This is a genomic window from Micromonospora sp. NPDC047793 (assembly GCF_040642635.1).
Lineage (GTDB): Bacteria > Actinomycetota > Actinomycetes > Mycobacteriales > Micromonosporaceae > Micromonospora.
This window is the reverse complement of sequence record NZ_JBEYSG010000006.1, coordinates 117,100-135,113: the sequence shown is the minus strand read 5'-3', so window position 1 is coordinate 135,113 and position 18,014 is coordinate 117,100. Positions and strand designations below refer to the sequence as shown.

Below are 18,014 nucleotides of genomic sequence, written 5' to 3'. Positions count from 1 at the left end.
GAGAGGGGCAGCGGTGATGCGCAGGACCGAGATCCGCCCGGCCGCGACCGGGGTGCCCGGCGTGGGTCGGGTGCTGGTGGTCATCCCGACCTACAACGAGGCCGACAACGTCAGCGCGATCGTGCGGCGGGTCCGTGCCGCCGCGCCGCAGGTGGAGATCCTCGTCGCCGACGACAACAGTCCCGACGGCACCGGCCGCATCGCCGACGGGCTGGCGCGCGGCGACACCCACGTGCACGTGTTGCACCGGGAGGGCAAGCAGGGACTCGGCGCGGCGTACCTGGCGGGGTTCGCGTGGGCGCGGCAACGCGGCTACGACGCGGTGGTGGAGATGGACGCCGACGGTTCACACGCCCCGGAGGACCTGCCGGCGCTGTTGAACGCCGCCCGGCACGCCGACGTGGTGATCGGGTCGCGGTGGACCCGGGGTGCCCGGGTGCTGAACTGGCCGCTGCGGCGGCTGCTGCTGTCGCGGTGCGGCAACCTGTACGCGCGCCTGGCGCTGGGCATGCCGGTGGCCGACGCCACCGGCGGCTACCGCGTGTACCGGGCCGGTGTGCTCGACGCCCTGGACCTGGAGTCGGTGTGCTCGCAGGGGTACTCGTTCCAGGTGGAGCTGTCCCGGTTGGCGCACCGCGCCGGGGCGCGGATCGTCGAGGTGCCGATCACGTTCGCCGAGCGGGAACGCGGCGACAGCAAGATGAGTCCGCTGATCGTGGCCGAGGCGCTGTGGCGCATCACCGGCTGGGCGGTACGCGACCGACGGACGGCGGTGCGGCAGGGTTGGCAGGCGGCGACGGTGGGGCGGGCCCGCTGGCCGTGAGCCGGAGCGTGTCATGCTGGACGGACGGGACGGCTGCGCCCCGCCGGGTGCGCCGTCCGATGACGAGCGCCGTGAGGCGGATGGGGTGAGATGCGCCGGACAGTGAAGTTCGTACCGTTGGCCCTGCTGCTGTCCCTGGCAGCGGAACTGGCCGTGTTCGTGGTGGTGGGCCGGGCGATCGGCTTCGGCGCGGCGACCCTGCTGGTGTTCGCGGCCTCGCTGCTGGGACTGGTCCTGCTACGCCGCGAGGGGATTCGGGCCTGGCGAGGCTTCCGGGACGCCGCACAGTCCGGCCGGCCGCCCGGAGGTCAGGTCACCGACGGGCTGATCGGACTGCTCGGCGCGCTGCTGCTGGCCACCCCGGGGCTGGTCAGCGGCGTGGTGGGGTTGGTGCTGCTGGTGCCGCCGGTGCGCCGCATCGCCCGGGGCGGGGTGCAGCGGTCCGCCGAGCGGCGGGTGTCGTCGATGGCCGCCGGTGACCTGTTCGGGCCGCGTCGGGTACACGTGTACCGGGGTGCGCCGCAGCAGCCCGCCGGCGAGCAGCCCGCCCCCGCACCGCAGCCCGCGCAGCAGCAGCCGGTGACGCCGCCGCCGCTGGTGGATGACGGCCGCGCCATCGAGGGCGAGATCGTGGAGCCGCGCTGAGAGCACGCCACCGCACGCACGACGGCGCCCCGGGAGATGATCTCCCGGGGCGCCGGTGGTGACTGGTCAGGCGCGACCGCGGCGGGTCCGGACCTCCTGGAGCCGCTCGGCGAGGATGTCCTCCAGCTCGGCGATGGAGCGCCGCTCCAGCAGCATGTCCCAGTGCGTACGCGGCGGCTTGGCCTTCTTCTGCTCCGGCTCGTTGCCGTCGACCAGCCGGGCCACGCTGCCGTCGAACTTGCACTCCCAGGTGGTGGGCACCTCGGCGTCGACGGCGAACGGCACCTCGAACTGGTGACCCTTGGCGCACAGGTACTCGCGGGTCTGCCGCGGCGCGAGCTCCGTGTTGCGATCGGATTCGTAGCTGACCGCGCCCAGTCGGCTACCGCGCAGCATGCGCTCGCCCATGATCGACTTCCCCTCTGTGGTGGTGCTGGTCCTATCGGTGTAACGGTCCGCCGGCGCCGCGCCATTCCCCGTGGCCGCGTCTCGGCGTCCCGCAGCACGGCGGGTACGGGGTCAAGGGTAGCGGGCCGTAGCGCGTACCCGGTCGGGTCCGCCCGCCGGGTCGTCTCGGCGGACCGTCGCCGCCAGCGGGAATCGTAGCCGTCGCGCGCACCCGGGCGGGCCGGGTGGGCGGCGGCGCGCCGTGATCAACCTAGCCTTCGCGGGTACCTGTGCGGGCGGTCGCGCCGTGATCAGCCTGGGCGACCGGCTGGCGGCGGCGCGTCGTGATCAACCGGCCCGGGGCGTCGGCGGCAGGGGAAGCGGCAGGCCGGGCAGGCCGTCGATGCTGGTGGCGACGTCGTCCTTGCCGGCGAAGTAGGCGTCCAGCGACGCGTCGTCCTCTCGGGCGAACCGGCGGCCGTGCAGGTCCCGGTCGGCGTCGTAGGTCATCAGCGGCACCGCGTAGCCGCAGGTGTCGCGGATCAGCCCGGCGTGCACCACGATGATCGCCCGCAGCCCGTGGTCGGCGCTGTCGATGTCCGGGAAACGGGCCAGCAACTCCGGGAAACGCGGATCGTCGCGGAACACCGGCTCACCCCGCCCGTGCACCCGCACGATCGTCGGCGGACCGGAGAAGGCGCACCACATCAGCGTGATCCGGCCGTTCTCCCGCAGGTGGGCGATGGTCTCGGCGTTGCTGCCGGCGAAGTCCAGGTAGGCCACCGTCTGCTCGTCGAGCACCGCCAGGCACCCGCGCAGCCCCTTCGGCGACAGGTTGACCGTGCCGTCGCCGGCCAGCGGCGCGGTCGCGGTGAAGAACATCGGCTGGGCCTCGATGAAGTCCCGCAGTCGACCCTCGATGCGCGCGTACGTCTTCCCCATCCGCCCATCATCGGCGAGCTCCCACCCACCCCGCTGCCCCCATCCCAGCCCTCGACACCCCCCGACGCGCGACAGCACGAACGACTCAGCTCGACAGGCCCCACCCCCAGAAGCCCCACCCCCCACCGACCTACCCCTCCCACCGGTCCCCACCGACCCCGGGACCGCCGCGTTGATCAAGAAGTTTGCGCGCGAATGGTGGCCAGATTCCGCCGAAACCTCTTGATCAACAAGGGTGTGCGGGCGTCGAGGTCGTCCGGCGAGCGCAGGAGGGCGGGGGACAGGGACAGGGGGGCGGGGGACAGGGGGCGGGAGGTCGGGGACGGGGCGGGGCGAGGGTCAGAAGGGGGTGCGGCGGGTCAGGGCGGTGGCCAGGTCTGCCACCTGGGCGGCCAACTGGGCCACCCGCTGGCGGGCGTCGTCCCGGTCGGCCTCGGTGGCGCGCAGGCGTACCGTCACGTCGTCGAGCCCCCGCTCGGCGGTGCTCGCGGCGGCGCGGGCGGCGGCCAGGTCGGCGCGCAGCGTGCTGACGTCGGCGAGCGCGGCGGCCAGGTCCCCGGCGGCCTGCCGGGCCACCGCCTGGGCGCGGTCCCGGTCGGCGGTGGCCTGGGTACGGGTCCGCTCGATCTCGGCCCGCACCGCCGCCACCTCCGCCTGGGCCGCCGCGACCTGGGCGCGGTCGGCGTCGGCGGCGGCCCGCGCCTGCGCGGCCTCGGACCGGGCCTGTTCCAGGTCCGCGCGGGCCTGCTCCACGTCGGACCGGGCCTGGGCCAGGTGGGTCTGGGCCTGGTCGGCGGCGGCCCGTGCCCGATCCGCCTCGGTCCGCAGCCGCTCGGCCTCGACGCCGGCCTCGACGAGAGCACGGGTGCTCCGCTCGGCCTCGGCGCGGGCGGTGTCCCGCTCGGCGGTGAGGTCGGCGACCCGCCGCGCGGCGGCGTCCAGGTCGGCCCGCAGGGTGGTGGCCTGCGCGCGGGCCGCGTCCCGGTCGGCCTCGGCCTGCGCTCGCAGCGCCTCGGCGGCCACCGCCGCGCGCCGTGCCTCGTCGCGGGCCGACTCGGCGGACTCGGCCCGCTGGTCGGCGGCGGCGGCCCGGGCGGTGGACTCGGCGGACTCGGCGCGGGCGGCGTCCCGGTCGACGGCGGCGGACTCGGCCGCCCGGCGCTCCCGTTCGGCGCGGGCGGCGGCGTCCTCGGCGGCCCGCAGCGCCTCGTCCCGCTCGGCCTGCGCCGCCGCGACCTCACCGGCGGTCTCGGCGCGGACCTGCGCCACCTGACGCTGCACCCCGGACGGGGACAGTTCGGCGTGCAGGGACTCGGTCAGCGTCTCGACGATCTGGTCGAGACGGTCCACCGCCTCCCACGTGCGGGCCACCTGGCCGGGCAGACCGGGGGCGTTGCGGTGGCGCATCCGGTTGTTGCGGGAGGCCCGCTGGCAGGCACCGTCGTTGTCGCGGCAGTACCGGAACGGACGGCCCGCGCCGACGCGCTGCGGCACGTCGCGGCCGCAGTGGGCGCAGGGGCGGGTGTCGGCGGTGGGGGCGGGCTGGACGTCCATCGAACGGGCAGTCTAGTGAGCCGCCCGGGGCCGCCCCGCCGGCCCGTCACCGCACCGGCGCCGGACCGCCGTACGACGCCGTGTCGACCACCGGAGGGGCCGTGCTGTCCCGCACCGTCAGGCGGGGAGCCAGCAGCGTCGTCTCCGGCACCGGTTCCTCGGCCAGCTTGCGCATCAGCAACGCCACCGCCTGCCGGCCGATCTCCTCGGCGGGCACCGGCACCGACGTGAGCCGGGGACCGGCGTGCTCGGCGAACTGGTCCGGGCAGACCGCCACAATCGACACGTCGTGCGGCACCCGCCGCCCCAATCCGGCCAGCGCCGCCTGCACCGCAGAGACGGCCGCCTCGTTCTGCACCACCAGGCCGGACAGGTCGGGGTGCCGGGCGAACAGCTCCACCACCCGGCGGCGGACGTCGGTCGCGTTCTCCTCGCACGGCATCGTCACCGCCTCGACGCCGTGCCGGGCCGCCGCCTCCACCACCCCGGCGCGGGTCCGGTGGGCGAACCCGGTGCCCCGGTCGTAGACGGCGGCCGGCGCGCCCAGCAGCGCCACCCGCCGGTGCCCGAGACCGGCCAGGTGCTCCACGCACACCTGACCGGCCCGGTGGAAGTCCAGGTCCACGCAGGTCAGGCCGACGGTGTCGGCGGGTACACCGATCAGGACACTGGGTCGGCCCAGGCCCCGCAGCAGCGGCACCCGCGCGTCGTGCAGCTCCACGTCCATCACCAGCACCCCGTCGACCAGCGCCCCGGCGGCGACCCGACGCAGCCCCTCCGGGCCCTCGTCGGAGGTCACCAGCAGCACGTCGTGGTCGTGGCGGCGGGCCGAGGTCACCACCGCCGTGGCGAACTGCATCACCACCGGCACCTGGATGCCCGAGCGCAGCGGCAGCACCAGGGCGATCACGTTGGAGCGACGGCTGGCCAACGCCCGTGCCCCGGCGTTCGGGTGGTAGCCGAGCACCCGGATGCTGGCCAGGACCCGGTTGCGGGTCAGCTCCGAGATGGCCCGTTTACCGCTGAGCACGTACGACACGGTGCTCACCGCGACACCCGCGTGCCGGGCCACGTCGGCGATGGTGGGTTGACCCGACGCGCGCCGGCTCACCGGGCCCCGCTCGCGCTGTGCAGCCGCGTCGACCGGGGCGCCGCGTCGCCGCGTACCGCCAGCGCGCCGACCAGCCGCACGTCGGTGGCGGAGCGTCCGACCAGCACGCTGTGCGTGGCGTCCTCCACCACGAGCGCGCCCCGGTCGGCGTCCCACCAGCCCAGCTCGGCGGTGTGCAGCCGCAGCGTGACGGTGCGGTGTTCCCCGGGGGCCAGGGTGATCCGGTCGAAGTCGCGCAGTTGCCGCAGCGGCTGCTTGACCCGGGAGCGGCGTTGCCGGGTGTAGAGCTGCACCACCTCCACGCCGGGCCGGGAGCCGCTGTTGGTGACGTCCACGCTCACCTCGACCGTCTCACCGACCGTCGCGGTGTCGACGCTCAACCGCAGGTCGGCATAGTCGAAGTGGGCGTAGGACAGGCCGTGCCCGAACGGGTACAGCGGATCACCCCGGAAGTACAGGTAGGTGGAGTCGGCGCCGATCACGTCGTAGTCGAGCAGGTCGGGCAGGTCGGCGGTGTCGGCGTACCAGGTCTGGGTGAGCCGGCCGGCCGGGTCGGCGTCGCCGAGCAGCACGTCGGCCAGAGCCCGACCGTGTTCCTGCCCGCCGTGGGCGGACCAGAGCACCGCCGGCAGGTGCTGCTGCGCCCACCCGATGGCGTACGGGTAACTGCTGGTCAGCACCAGCACCGTGCGCGGGTTGGCGGCGTGTACGGCACGCAGCATGGCCTCCTGCCGGGCGGGCAGGGCCAGGTCCACCCGGTCCTCGGTCTCACGGCCGTTGACCATCGGGTGGTTGCCCACCGTCACCACCGCGACGTCGGCGTCGGCGGCCAACGCGGCGGCCTCGGCGGCGCCGTCGATCACCAGGTCGATGCCGAAGGCGGTGGCGGTCTGCCGGTCGTCGCCGTCGACCCGCAGCCGCCCCTGGTCGTCGACGGTGACGTACCGGTCGGAGGCCAGGTGCCGCAGCAGCACGGTGCCGGCGGGCAGCGGGTCGAACTGGAACGTCTCGCGTACCACCCAGCCGCCCGGGCCGGGCCGGTCGTTGCGCAGGGCGCCGTCGTCGTCGACGCCGACGTGCCGGCCGTTGCCGACGGCCCGCAGCGCCACCGTGTCGCGTCCCCAGTCGAACACGTCGAACCGGGCGGCGTCGGCGCCGAGGGTCAACGGGCCGCCGTCGGCGGTGTCCGGGCAGCCCACGTACCGGTCGCCGACCCGCAGCGCCACCCGGTCGGTGCCCGGGTGCGTGGTGACCTGCGGCAGCCGCCCGGCCAGACCCTGGTAGGTGGTGACCGCGTACGGCAGGGTGCCGCTGTACCAGTCCTCGTGGACGGTGTCGGCCAGCGGACCGAGCACGGCGACCCGCGTACCGGCGTGCAGGGGCAGCAGACCCGTGTTGTGCAGCAGCACCACGGAGTCGCGGGCGGCCTGCCGGGCCAGGTCGCGGTGCGCCGGGCAGTCGACGACGTCGGCGGGTGTCGCGGCGTACGGGTCGTCGTGCGGGGGATCCAGGTCACCCAGGCGCAGCCGTACGGACAGGATGCGCCGTACCGCCCGGTCCACGTCGGAGGCGGTGATCAGGCCCCGGTCGAGTGCCTCGGTCAGCCGCCGCCGGGTGGGGGCGCTGTCGGTGTGGTTCTCGGTGAAGCTGTCGATGCCGGCGCGCAGCGCGGCGGCGAACCCGTGCACGTGGTCGGGTGTCTGGCCCTGCAGGTCGGTGAGGTTGCCGATCGCGCCGGCGTCGCCGACCACCAGCAGTTCGTCCGGTGACCAGCTGCGCAACTCGTCGTCGATCAGCGGGCTCAGGTGCGCGGGCACGCCGTCGACCAGGTTGTACGACGCCATCGCGCCGAGGGCGGCACCGGCGGCGATCGGGGCGCGGAAGGCGGGCAGCTCGTATTCGTGCAGCACCCGGGGCGGCAGGTCGCTGGAGGTGGTGGCCCGGTCGGTCTCGTTGTTGTAGGCGAGGAAGTGCTTGACCGTGGGGGCGGTCCGCAGCCGGTCGGGATGGTCGCCGCTCAGTCCTCGCGCGTACGCGGTGGCGAGCCGCCCGGTCAGCCACGGGTCCTCCGACCAGCCTTCCTCGTTGCGGCCCCAGCGGGGGTCGCGCAGCGGGTTGACCACGGGGGCCCACACGTTGAGGCCGACGAGGTCGGGGTCGGCGTGGTTCTTGGCGCGTACCTCGGTGCCGGTGGCCGCGCCGACGGCCCGGATCAGGTCGGGGTTCCAACTGCTGGCCAGGCCGATGACCTGGGGGAACACGGTGGCCTGGCCGAGCCAGGCGACGCCGTGCAGCGCTTCGGTGCCGGTCTTGAAGGGGCGCAGGCCGAGCCGGGGGACCGGGGCCTGCCACTGGTGCAGCAGGCCGATCTTCTCGGGCATGGTGAGCCGGGCCAGCAGGTCATCGATCCGGTCCCGGGGTGCGGGCAGGGTGCGGTCGGTCATGGTGGATCGCCTTCCAGTGCCCGGCGCGCCGGAGGTCGAAGCGCTTCGACGGCGGATGGCCGAGCGGCATCGCAGGTGACGGTGGGGTGACGGTCGCCGTCCCGGACGCAGGTGAAGCGCTTCGACGAACCGCGGAAAGCAAGCCGCCCCGGGTGCCCGAGCGGAGCGGCTCGCTTCGAGGTTGGCACCATCGACCGGTCCGGTCAAGACTCGGGACGCGGCGCCCAGGTCAGCGGGTCGGCAGGCGTCCCGCCTCGATGACGGCCAGGGCCGCGGTGGCGCCGCCGAGCGCCGCGGCGGTGTCCAGGGTGGAGGCGTCGAGTCGGACGCCCCCGGCGCCGGGGGCGTGGGCCCGCGCGGCGAGTTCGGAGCGGGCCGCCGGCAGCAGCCAGGGCGCCAGCGTCGCGAAGTGGTCGCCGAGGACCACCGCCTCCGGGTTGAGCAGGTCGGCCAGGACGGCCACGCCACGACCGAGGTGCCGGCCGGTCTCGGCCAGGCCGCTGCACACGGTCGGGTCGTCCTGGCGGGCCAGCGCCACGATCCGGGTCAGCTCGGGCAGGTAGTCGGTGACCGGGCCGTCGGCCTCCGCGTCGGGCAGCAGCCGGCGTACCACGGCGGGCAGGCCGACCAGCGCGGTCAGGCAGCCCCGGCCGCCGCAGTCGCAGGGCGGCCCGGCCGGGTCCACGGGCAGGTGGCCGATGCCGCCGGCGAAGCCGCGTCCGCCGCGCAACAGCCGGCCTGCGGCGATGATCCCGGCGCCGACGGTGATGCCGCCACTGAGGTGCACCAGGTCGGCGGTGCCCGCATACGCGCCGTGGCGCTGCTCGGCCAGGGCCGCGAGGTTGGCGACGCTGTCCACGGTGACGGTGAAGGCCGGTTCCCGGAGGGCCGCGCGCAGGTCGGCGGCGACCGGCACGTCCCGCCAGCCGAGAGCGTCGGACAGCGGGACCGCCCCGGCGGGGTCGACCAGCCCGGGCACCCCGAGGGTGAGGCCGAGCATGGTGCGGCCCTGTGCGGTGACCCGGCCGATCGCGCGGCGGGCCAGGGCGGTCAGGGCACGCAGGGTCTCGGCGGGGGAGACCGTGTCGGCGGCGAAGGCCCGTCGCCAGGTGAGCAGCCGGTTGCCGCCGAGGTCGATGGCGACCGCCACCAGTTCGCCGGCGCCCAGTTGCAGACCGAGGGCGGCGTACGGTTCGCCGTCGAGCACCAGCATCGTCGCCGGGCGACCGACCCGGTTCTCGGTGAGGCCGGTCTCGCGGACCAGCCGCTGGTCGATGAGTTCGGTGACGAGGCTGGAGACGGTGGCCTTGTTCAGGCCGGTGCGGGCGGCGATGTCGGCGCGCGAGCAGGGGGCGTGCAGTCGGACGTGCCGCAGGACCACCGCGCGGTTGGCGACCCGCACGTCACCGAGGTCGGTCGGCTGCGGCTCGTTCTGGATGCTGATCACGATCTGCCCGCTCCCTGCGCCGGTGTCGTGGCGCGCGCGTCCATCATCGCGTACCGCCGTGGCGGGACCGACCACGCCGTCCGGGCCGCCGGCACGCCCTGTCTTGTGGGACGGGATAGCCGTCGATTAGTTTGTTCGGCTAGAACCCCAACTAATCCTAGCCGGAGTCCCTCGCTCCGCAAACCGTTATCGACGACGACGAAGGGAGTGCGCCGTGACGCCTCTTGCGCGCACATCCACCGACCGCCGGACCATGCTGCGGTTGGTCGGCCTCGGTGCCGCCGCGACCGTGGGCGGCGGCGCCCTGGCCGGATGCAGCAAGGAAGCCGGGAGCCAGGGCAGCGCCACCAGCGCCGACGCCATCAAGGCGGTGCTGCCCACCTACCAGCGGGCCGAGCTGCTCAAGCCGGACATCCCCGGCGAGGGCCCGATCCCGGACGGCTACCTCAGCTACCCGCGCGAGCTCGTCGACGCGGTCACCGAGCAGCCCGGCCGGGGCGGCCCGCCGATCCAGACGATGAGCCCGTGGTGGGGCCCGACGCCACCGCCGCTGGGCCGCAACTCCTACCTCGCCGCGGTCAACGGCAAGCTCGGCGTGGAGGTCAACCCGAGCCTGCAGGACGGCCTGACCTACGCCGACAAACTCAACGCGATGCTCGGCGCCCGCGACGTGCCGGAGCTGCTGTCCGCGCCGAACTGGGAGGTGGACAAGGTCGCCCGCTTCTCCGACGCGGTCAAGGCGTTGTTCACCGACCTGACCGACCACCTCCAGGGCGACAACGCGGCGAAGTACCCGTACCTGGCGGCGCTGCCCAGCGGCGCCTGGGAGTACTCGGTCTGGGCCGGCCGGCTCTACGCCGTGCCGTTCCCCACCGACGGCCCGTTCGCGTGGGCCATGTTCTATCGCAAGGACCTGCTCGACGCCGCCGGCCTGGCCGCCCCCGCCAGCCCCGACGAGCTGTACGAGTTCGGCAAGAAGGCCACCGACCCGGCCAAGGGCGTGTGGGCCTTCGGCAGCGTCTTCGAGATGGTGCAGCAGTACTTCGGCTGCCACCAGACCTGGCGCAAGAAGCCCGACGGCGGCCTGCAGCACAAGTTCGAGGACCCGGCCTTCGAGGCGGCGCTGGCGTTCACCGCCCGACTGTTCGCCGAGGGTCTGGTGCACCCGGACACGGTGGCCAGCAAGGGCGCCGACGAGAAGCAGCTGTTCAACTCCGGCAAGATCCTGATGTACCGCGACGGCCTCGGCGCCTGGCAGGGCATGCAGAGCGAACGGGCCAAGGAGCTGCCCACCTTCAATATGCAGCCGCTGCCGGTCTTCGGCGCGCAGGGTGCCCAGCCGGTCATCTGGGGCAGCGAGAAGCCGATCTTCTACACCTTCCTCAAGAAGGACCTGTCCGCCGAGCGGGTCGACGAGGTGCTGCGGGTGCTCAACTGGTGTGCCGCCCCGTTCGGCAGCCGGGAGTTCGAGCTGCGCGAGTACGGCGTGGAGGGACAGCACTTCAGCCGGGGCGCCGACGGCACGCCGACGCTGACCGAGCGGGGACGGACCGAGCTGGGCGCGCAGTACACCCACATCGGCGGCCGGGTGCCGGTCAAGGTGCGCAGTGGCGACACGCCCAACTTCGTGCAGGACTACCTCGGCTACTACCGCACCAACATCGCCTCGATCGAGAAGGACCTGTTCGCCGGGATCAAGCTGGAACTGCCGGCGAACTGGTCGAAGATCATCCAGCCGACCGACGACAAGATCCGCGACATCCTGCGCGGCCGTCGCCCGGTCAGCGACCTGGCCCAGGTACGCAAGGAGTTCCTCGACACCGGCGGCGAGGAGGGCCGCGCGTTCCACGAGAAGGCGCTCGCCGACAACGGCCGATGAGCGGGCGGACAACCGTGCGCGCGAGCGGTGCCGGGGGACCGGCGTGAGCGCCCCCGGCACCGTCGAGGAGCGACCACCCGCCGGACGTACGCCGCCACCGCGGCGTCCCCGGCGCGGTGGGCGGCGCAGCCTGCGGGCCCGGCTGCGCCGCGACTGGCCGCTGCTGGCGATGGCCGCCCCGGCGGCGCTGCTGCTGCTGGTCTTCCACTACCTGCCCACGCTGGGCAACGTCATCGCCTTCCAGGACTACAACCCGTTCGTCGGCGACGACCCGCTGGACGCGTTCCTCAACAGCGAGTGGATCGGCTTCGGCAACTTCGAGGCACTCTTCCGCGACCCGCTGTTCTGGGACGCGGTCCGCAACACGCTGAGCATCACCGCCTTCCAGTTGGTGTTCTTCTTCCCGCTGCCGATCCTGCTGGCGCTCATCCTCAACAGCGTGGTCTCCGGGCGGCTGCGCGGATTCGTGCAGAGCGTCGTCTACCTGCCGCACTTCTTCAGCTGGGTGCTGGTGGTGACGTTCTTCGTGCAGATGTTCGGCGGGGCCGGGCTGCTGGCCCAGGAGATGCGCCAGGCCGGTATGCAGCCCTGGGAGATCATGACCAACCCGGACACGTTCATCGTGCTGGTCACCGCCGAGGCGGTCTGGAAGGACCTGGGCTGGGGCGCGATCGTCTTCCTGGCCGCGCTCTCCGCGATCGACCAGAACCTGTACGAGGCGGCGGCGGCCGACGGCGCCGGGCGGTGGCGGCGACTGTGGCACATCACCCTGCCCGGTCTGCGTCCGGTGATCGTGCTGCTGCTCATCATGCGGCTCGGCGACGCGCTCTCGGTCGGCTTCGAGCAGTTCATCCTGCAACGTGAGGCGGTCGGCCGGGAGGCCGCGGAAGTGCTCGACACCTTCGTCTACTACCAGGCGATCAGTACCCAGCAGTGGGGACTCGGCGCCGCGGCGGGCCTGTTCAAGGCGGTGGTCGGCCTGGCGCTGATCATCACCGCGAACAAGGTCGCGCACCGGCTCGGCGAGCAGGGGGTGTACGCGAAATCATGACCGCGCAGCTCAGTGGTGCCGGACCGGTGCCCGTGGCACCGACGACGGCGGGGCCACCCGGACCGCCGCCCCGGCGACGCCACCCCGGTCGTCCGGTGTGGGCGGGCCGCCCCTCGACGTCCCTGACCATCGGCAAGGGCGTCGTGCTCACCCTGCTGGTCGCGGCGGTGCTGGTGCCGCTCTGGGCGGTGCTGGTCACCAGTCTCGCCTCGCGCGGCACCATCGACGACGCGGGCGGCATGGTCGTCATCCCCCGGGAGATCGACCCGTCGGCGTACATCACCATCTTCAGCGGCGGTGACGTCACCCGAGCGGTGTGGATCAGCACCCTGGTGACCGTGCTCGGCACCACGGTCAGCCTGCTGCTCACCGTGCTGGCCGCGTACGGGCTGTCCCGGCCCGGTTCGGTCGGCCACCGTGGACTGCTGTTCTACTTCCTGCTGACGTTCCTGATCTTCCCGGGGCTGGTGCCGAGCTATCTGGTGGTGACCGGCCTGGGTCTCAAGGACAGCATCTGGTCACTGATCCTGCCCAGCGCGATCAGCGTGTTCAACCTGGTGGTGATCCGCGCGTTCTTCATGAACGTGCCGGCCGAACTGCTCGACAGCGCCCGCATCGACGGCGCGGGCGAAGTGCGCATCCTCACCCGGATCGTGCTGCCGCTGTCCAAGGCGGTGATCGCCGTGGTCGGCCTCTTCTACGCGGTCGGCTACTGGAACGCGTACTTCAACGCGGTGCTCTACATCGACTCCAACGACAAGTTCCCGATCCAGCGGGTGCTGCAGAGCTACATCCTGGCCGGACAGTCACCGAACGTCTCCGGCGCGTCGGTGAGCCTGCCCGGCGTGACCGCGTACCCGCCGACGCTCGCGGTCAAGATGGCCGTGGTGATCGTGACGGTCATCCCCGCCGTGATCATCTATCCGTTCGTGCAACGGCACTTCACCAAGGGTGTGATCACCGGCGCGGTGAAGGGCTGACCGGGCGCGGTGCGGCCGCCCGGCAGGGGCCGGACCCACCTCGGTGGGTCCGGCCCCGTCACGCGGGGGGCCCGACTCCGTCCAGCCGGGCCCCCCGCGCGACGGCCGGCCCTACGCGGGGAACAGACCCGCGAAGGGCACGACGGTCACCGCCGCACCGTTGAGCAGTGGCCGGGCCGGCAGGTCGGACTCGCCGACCCCGGCGAAGGCCAACTGCCCCACCAGCAGTGGCCCTCGCGTCCTGATCCGCAACTCGTCGCCGTCGCGGAACGCCTCGATGACGGTGTCGCCGTCGACGTCGTGCACCACCGTGCGCCCCTCGACGGCACCCCAGCTGACCAGCGTGACGTCGCGGAAGGGCCGGTCACCGACGGTCGGGTGCGGCGCGACCAGCGGCAACAGCGTGCCGTGACGCACGTACAGCGGGGTGCGCGACAGCGGCACGGTGACCCGCAGGTGCCGCCCGCCCGGGTGCCGCTCGCCGGTGGCCGCGTCGATCCAGTCGTCCCCGACGGGGAGATAGACGTCCCGCTGCCCGGTCGGGTCCAGCACCGGAGCCACCAGCAGGTCGGTGCCGAGGCGGTACTGCAGGTCGGTGGTCCAGGCCGTCGGGTCCTGCGGGGTGTCGACCAGCAGGGCACGCATCATCGGCGCGCCGGTACGGGCCGCCTGCACCGCCGCCGACCACAGGTACGGCATGAGCCGGTACCGCAGCCGCAGCGCGGCGACCGCGTGTCGTTCGGTCTCGGCGGGGAAGTCCCAGGGCAGCCGGCTGGTGGTGCCGTGCAGCCGCAGCAGCGGCGACAACGCCCCGAACTGCGACCAGCGGACGTACAGGTCGGGTTCCGGGGTGCCGTGGAAACCGCCGGTGTCGTGGCTCCAGAACGGCACCCCGGACAGGCCGTGCGACAGCCCGCCGCGCAGCGTGCTGGCCAGCGCCGGCCAGGTGGCGTTGACGTCGCCGCTCCACTGTGCGCTGTGCCGCTGCCCGCCGAGGTACGACGAGCGCGCCCACACCGCCCGGTGACCGGCCACCTCCTGGGTGACCTGGGCGACCACGTCGTTGAAGAGCAGGCTGTAGACGTTGTGCAGTTCGACGCCGGTCATCCCGTTGTGGGCCACCGCGTCGGCCGGCACCCCCTCGGCGAAGTCCGTCTTGAACACGGCCACGCCCTGTTCCAGCAGGGGCCGCAGCAGGCCGGTGAACCAGTCGACGGCGGCCGGGTTGGTCAGGTCCACGATGGCGCTGACCGGGTAGCTGCCGTGCCACACGTCGGCGACGTACGTGCTGCCGTCGGGGCGGCGCAGGAAGTAGCCGGCCCGGTCCGCCTCGGCGTACAGCGGGCTGCCGGTCATCAGGTACGGGTTCATCCAGAGGCAGACCCGGAAGCCCTGCTCGCCGAGGGTCCGCAGCATCCCGGCCGGGTCGGGGAACGCCTCGGCGTCCCACCGCAGGTCCGACCAGTTCCCGGCGACCTGCCAGTAGCAGTCCAGGTGCAGCACGTCGCAGGGGATGTCGCGCTCGCGGATGCGACGGGCCCGTTCCAGCACCTGGTCCTGACTGTCCGGATAGAAGCCGGAGGAGATCCAGGCGCCGAACGCCCAGCGGGGCGGCAGGTACGGCCGACCGGTGAGCCGGTCGAACCGGTCCAGCACCTCGGCGGGGGTCGGTCCGGCCAGCACGTAGTAGTCCAGCAGGTCGTCGGGGACCAGGATCTGGACCGTGCTGTGGGTGGACTGGCAGACGTCGAACTGCACCGGCAGGCCGCTGTCGACCAGCAGCCCGTAGCCCCGGTTGGACAGATAGAACGGCACGTTCTTGTGCGACCGGTCGGACTCGCTGCCGAAGGCGTCGAAGTTCCACATCAACGCCCGCTGGCCGCGCTTGTCCAGCGGGGTGAACTTCTCCCCGAAGCCGACGAACCGTTCGTCACCGGGCGCGACGAAGCTCTCGTGCCAGGCGACGCGGACCCCGTCGACGGTGGAGCGGCCGAAGGGCAGGGTGCGCCGCCGGCCGCTGATGTCGACCGTGCCGGGGTCCTGTTCCAGCAGGACGGTGCCGTCGGGGCGCAGGAACCGGATCCGCCACGGGTCGAGGCTGATCTCGGCGACCACCGCCCCGGCGTCGACGCGTACCCACCGGTCGTCGCCGGTCACGGTGGCCGGCCGCACCTCCGGGCGGACCAGCGTCACCGCGCGCGCGGAGCGGGTCCGGGCCTGGGGGTCCTCGGCGAGCCGGACCCGGATCACGCCGTCACCGGCCGCCTCCACCCGGACCACCGCCGTCACCCCGTCGGCCAGCGCCGCCTTGAAGGTGGCCCCGGACGTGTCGCCGCCGACGAACTCGGCCCGACCCACCACCGCAGTCCCACCCTCACCGGGGGAGCGGGCGGGCAGGTCGGGTGGGTCGGCCACGAACGTCTCGTACGGCACCAACGGCGGTCGGTACGGCATCGGCTCTCCTCAGCGACGGTACGGCGGTGCGGATAGTTTCTTTAATTACCCAACGAACTGTCAACGAGGATCATCGATGCCGAAACTATCGGCGCCGTTGACATGGGCAAACCGCCTCCATAGTTTGGACAGATCATCAACTAATCCGACGGATGGTGGACGATGTGGCACGACGGTCGGCTCTGCTACGGCGGTGACTACAACCCGGAGCAGTGGCCGGCGGAGGTCTGGGCCGAGGACGTCGCGCTGATGCGTCGGGCCGGGATCACCCTGGTCACCGTCGGCGTGTTCGCCTGGTCCCGCCTCGAACCGGCCCCCGGCCGGTACACCTTCGACTGGCTCGACCAGGTCCTCGACCTGCTGCACGACGGCGGCATCCGGGTCGCCCTGGCCACCCCCACCGCCTCCCCGCCACCCTGGTTCTCCCTCGCCCACCCGGGCGCACTGCCGGTCACCGCCGACGGCGTCCGCCTGCACCACGGCAGCCGCGACACCTACTGCGCCGCCGCCCCCGCCTACCGCTCCGCCGCCCGCCGCATCACCGCCGCCCTCGCCGACCGGTACGCCCACCACCCGGCCGTGGCGCTGTGGCGGGTGCACAACGAGTACGGCACCACCTGCCACTGCGAGCACACCGCCCGCGCCTTCCGACGGTGGCTGGCCGGACGCTACGGCGACCTGGCCGCCCTCAACGACGCCTGGGTCACCAGCTTCTGGAGCCAGCACTACTCCGACTGGGCGCAGATCAGCACCCCCCGCGCCACGCAGTACCTCGGCAACCCCGGCCAACTCCTGGACTTCCGCCGCTTCTGGTCCGACACGCTGCTCGCCGCGTACGCCGAACAGCGGGACCTGCTGCGCCTCGCCGCACCGCAGACCCCGGTCACCACCAACTACGTGCTCGGCGACTGGGTGCCGGTCGACCACGCCCGCTGGGCCCGCGAGGTGGACCTGGTCGCCGTCGACCACTACCCGTCGGCCGTCGACGGCGGCGCCGAGGAACAGACCGCGCTCGTCGGCGACCTGGCCCGGGGCTGGGCCCGGCACACCACCGCCGACCCGGCCTGGTTGCTGATGGAGAGCGCCGCCCAGCAGATCCACACCACCGGCCGGTCACACACCAAGGAGCCGGGACGGATGCTGCGCCACAGTCTGGCGCACGTGGCCCGCGGCTCGCACGGTGCGATGTTCTTCCAGTGGCGGGCACCCGCCGGTGGCGCCGAACGCTTCCACTCCGCCCTGGTGCCGCACGCCGGCCCGGACAGTCGGGCGTTCCGCGAGGCGGTCGAGCTCGGCGCGGCGCTGGAACGGCTCACCGAGGTACGCGGCCGGGTCGAGGCGTCCGTGGCGCTGGCCGTCGACGCCCCGAGTGGCTGGGCGCTACGCCACCCGGGCATGCCCTCGACCCGACTCGACCACCGGCAGGAACTCGCCGCCGCCCACCGGGCCCTGTGGCACACCGGCCACGGCTGCGACACGGTCGCCCCCGGCGACCCCCTCGACGGGTACAGGCTGCTCGTCCTGCCCGCGCTCTACCTCACCGACGACACCACCGCCGAGTGGATCGGCGAGTACGTCCACCACGGCGGTCACCTGCTGGCCACGTACCTCAGCGGCACCGCCGACGGGTACGCCCGGGTCCGGCTCGGCGGTTACCCGGGCGCCCTGCGCGACGTGCTCGGCGTACGGGTGGAGGAGTTCCACCCGCTCGCCGACGGCGACCACGTCCGACTCGGCGACGGCGGCACCGGCCGGATCTGGGCCGAGACGGTCCACCTGACCGGCGCGGAGACCATCACCGCGTACGTCGGCGGGGTGCTCGACGGGTCACCGGCGATCACGCGGCACCGGCACGGCGCCGGCACCGCCTGGTACGTCTCCACCCGCCCCGACGACGCCACCTACCGCCGGTTGCTGGACACCGCCGCCCGCGCCGCCGGTGTCACCCCGGTCTGTCCGGGCGCACCCGCCGGGGTCGAGGCGGTCCGTCGCCTCGGTGACGGGGTGAGCTGGCTGTTCCTGCTCAACCACACCGACCGCGCCCACCGCGTACCGGCACGCGGGCGCGACCTGCTCACCGACACCGAGGTCGACGGGGCGGTGACCCTGTCGCCCGGCGGGGTGGCCGTGCTGCGCGAGGAGCTGACCGGAACTGCCCAGGCGGAGACTACGACCTGATCGGTCCCAGCAAGCGTGGCGTCCAGCCCGAAGCGGTAACACACTTCGCCGTGGGCGAGGCGGTCTCAAACCTGCTGGATCTGGGCGTACTGCGGTGCTCACCCGGAGGCTTGACTTCA

The 18,014-nt window shown here is 73.4% G+C and carries 13 protein-coding genes; 6 read left to right on the top strand and 7 right to left on the bottom strand.

The window, feature by feature from the left end; translation table 11 throughout:
• Positions 1-16: 16 nt before the first annotated feature.
• Both ABZ738_RS15090 and ABZ738_RS15085 read left to right on the top strand, forming a co-directional pair.
• Positions 17-823 carry a polyprenol monophosphomannose synthase gene (locus tag ABZ738_RS15090; RefSeq protein ID WP_357213866.1) on the top strand — a complete coding sequence of 269 codons (807 nt, stop codon included), beginning with the start codon at positions 17-19 and terminating at the stop codon, positions 821-823.
• A 90-nt stretch (positions 824-913) separates the two neighbouring features.
• On the top strand, positions 914-1,468 hold the full coding sequence (locus ABZ738_RS15085; protein ID WP_357213574.1) for an FxsA family protein: 555 nt from the start codon (positions 914-916) through the stop codon (positions 1,466-1,468).
• 66 nt (positions 1,469-1,534) lie between these two features.
• Here the strand turns inward: ABZ738_RS15085 and ABZ738_RS15080 are convergent, their stop codons facing one another.
• The 6 genes from ABZ738_RS15080 to ABZ738_RS15055 all read right to left on the bottom strand — a co-directional run bounded on the left by ABZ738_RS15080 (position 1,535) and on the right by ABZ738_RS15055 (position 9,353).
• Entirely contained in the window at positions 1,535-1,876 is a 342-nt protein-coding gene (locus ABZ738_RS15080) for an RNA polymerase-binding protein RbpA (RefSeq protein ID WP_007460094.1), read from the bottom strand.
• Between the two features lie 327 nt (positions 1,877-2,203).
• Positions 2,204-2,797, bottom strand: a complete 594-nt coding sequence (locus ABZ738_RS15075) for a pyridoxamine 5'-phosphate oxidase family protein (RefSeq protein ID WP_131057836.1) — start codon at positions 2,795-2,797, stop codon at positions 2,204-2,206.
• Positions 2,798-3,136: 339 nt separating this feature from the next.
• Complete coding sequence (locus ABZ738_RS15070; RefSeq protein ID WP_357213570.1) at positions 3,137-4,351, bottom strand: hypothetical protein; 1,215 nt, start codon at positions 4,349-4,351, stop codon at positions 3,137-3,139.
• A 46-nt stretch (positions 4,352-4,397) separates the two neighbouring features.
• Positions 4,398-5,462, bottom strand: coding sequence for a LacI family DNA-binding transcriptional regulator (locus tag ABZ738_RS15065; protein ID WP_357213567.1), 1,065 nt, complete (start codon positions 5,460-5,462; stop codon positions 4,398-4,400).
• Entirely contained in the window at positions 5,459-7,906 is a 2,448-nt protein-coding gene (locus tag ABZ738_RS15060; protein WP_357213564.1) for a glycoside hydrolase family 3 C-terminal domain-containing protein, read from the bottom strand. Before ABZ738_RS15060 ends, ABZ738_RS15065 begins: the two co-directional genes overlap by 4 nt.
• A 229-nt stretch (positions 7,907-8,135) precedes the next feature.
• On the bottom strand, positions 8,136-9,353 hold the full coding sequence (locus tag ABZ738_RS15055; RefSeq protein WP_357213561.1) for an ROK family transcriptional regulator: 1,218 nt from the start codon (positions 9,351-9,353) through the stop codon (positions 8,136-8,138).
• Between the two features lie 214 nt (positions 9,354-9,567).
• On the opposite strand from ABZ738_RS15055, the gene ABZ738_RS15050 reads away from it, so the two are divergent.
• The 3 genes from ABZ738_RS15050 to ABZ738_RS15040 are packed head-to-tail and all read left to right on the top strand — an operon-like array spanning position 9,568 to position 13,263.
• On the top strand, positions 9,568-11,232 hold the full coding sequence (locus tag ABZ738_RS15050; protein ID WP_236146043.1) for an extracellular solute-binding protein: 1,665 nt from the start codon (positions 9,568-9,570) through the stop codon (positions 11,230-11,232).
• Between the two features lie 43 nt (positions 11,233-11,275).
• A complete protein-coding gene (locus ABZ738_RS15045) occupies positions 11,276-12,283 on the top strand; it encodes an ABC transporter permease subunit (RefSeq protein ID WP_176094117.1) in 1,008 nt (335 codons plus the stop codon).
• A complete protein-coding gene (locus ABZ738_RS15040) occupies positions 12,280-13,263 on the top strand; it encodes a carbohydrate ABC transporter permease (RefSeq protein WP_176094118.1) in 984 nt (327 codons plus the stop codon). The genes ABZ738_RS15045 and ABZ738_RS15040 overlap by 4 nt, the downstream gene beginning before the upstream one ends.
• A gap of 111 nt (positions 13,264-13,374) precedes the next feature.
• Here the strand turns inward: ABZ738_RS15040 and ABZ738_RS15035 are convergent, their stop codons facing one another.
• Positions 13,375-15,717, bottom strand: coding sequence for a TIM-barrel domain-containing protein (locus tag ABZ738_RS15035; RefSeq protein WP_131055865.1), 2,343 nt, complete (start codon positions 15,715-15,717; stop codon positions 13,375-13,377).
• A gap of 162 nt (positions 15,718-15,879) precedes the next feature.
• Between ABZ738_RS15035 and ABZ738_RS15030 the strand changes: the two genes are divergently transcribed.
• Positions 15,880-17,895, top strand: a complete 2,016-nt coding sequence (locus tag ABZ738_RS15030) for a beta-galactosidase (protein WP_357213555.1) — start codon at positions 15,880-15,882, stop codon at positions 17,893-17,895.
• The last annotated feature ends 119 nt before the right edge of the window (positions 17,896-18,014 follow it).

What these genes read in the sequence shown, in the direction of transcription:
- ABZ738_RS15035 (WP_131055865.1), bottom strand. Translation starts at nt 15,717, where the DNA reads ATGCCGTACCGACCGCCGTTGGTGCCGTACGAGACGTTCGTGGCCGAC.
- ABZ738_RS15030 (WP_357213555.1), top strand. Translation starts at nt 15,880, where the DNA reads ATGTGGCACGACGGTCGGCTCTGCTACGGCGGTGACTACAACCCGGAG.
- ABZ738_RS15060 (WP_357213564.1), bottom strand. Translation starts at nt 7,906, where the DNA reads ATGACCGACCGCACCCTGCCCGCACCCCGGGACCGGATCGATGACCTG.
- ABZ738_RS15070 (WP_357213570.1), bottom strand. Translation starts at nt 4,351, where the DNA reads ATGGACGTCCAGCCCGCCCCCACCGCCGACACCCGCCCCTGCGCCCAC.
- ABZ738_RS15075 (WP_131057836.1), bottom strand. Translation starts at nt 2,797, where the DNA reads ATGGGGAAGACGTACGCGCGCATCGAGGGTCGACTGCGGGACTTCATC.
- ABZ738_RS15090 (WP_357213866.1), top strand. Translation starts at nt 17, where the DNA reads ATGCGCAGGACCGAGATCCGCCCGGCCGCGACCGGGGTGCCCGGCGTG.
- ABZ738_RS15040 (WP_176094118.1), top strand. Translation starts at nt 12,280, where the DNA reads ATGACCGCGCAGCTCAGTGGTGCCGGACCGGTGCCCGTGGCACCGACG.
- ABZ738_RS15080 (WP_007460094.1), bottom strand. Translation starts at nt 1,876, where the DNA reads ATGGGCGAGCGCATGCTGCGCGGTAGCCGACTGGGCGCGGTCAGCTAC.
- ABZ738_RS15085 (WP_357213574.1), top strand. Translation starts at nt 914, where the DNA reads ATGCGCCGGACAGTGAAGTTCGTACCGTTGGCCCTGCTGCTGTCCCTG.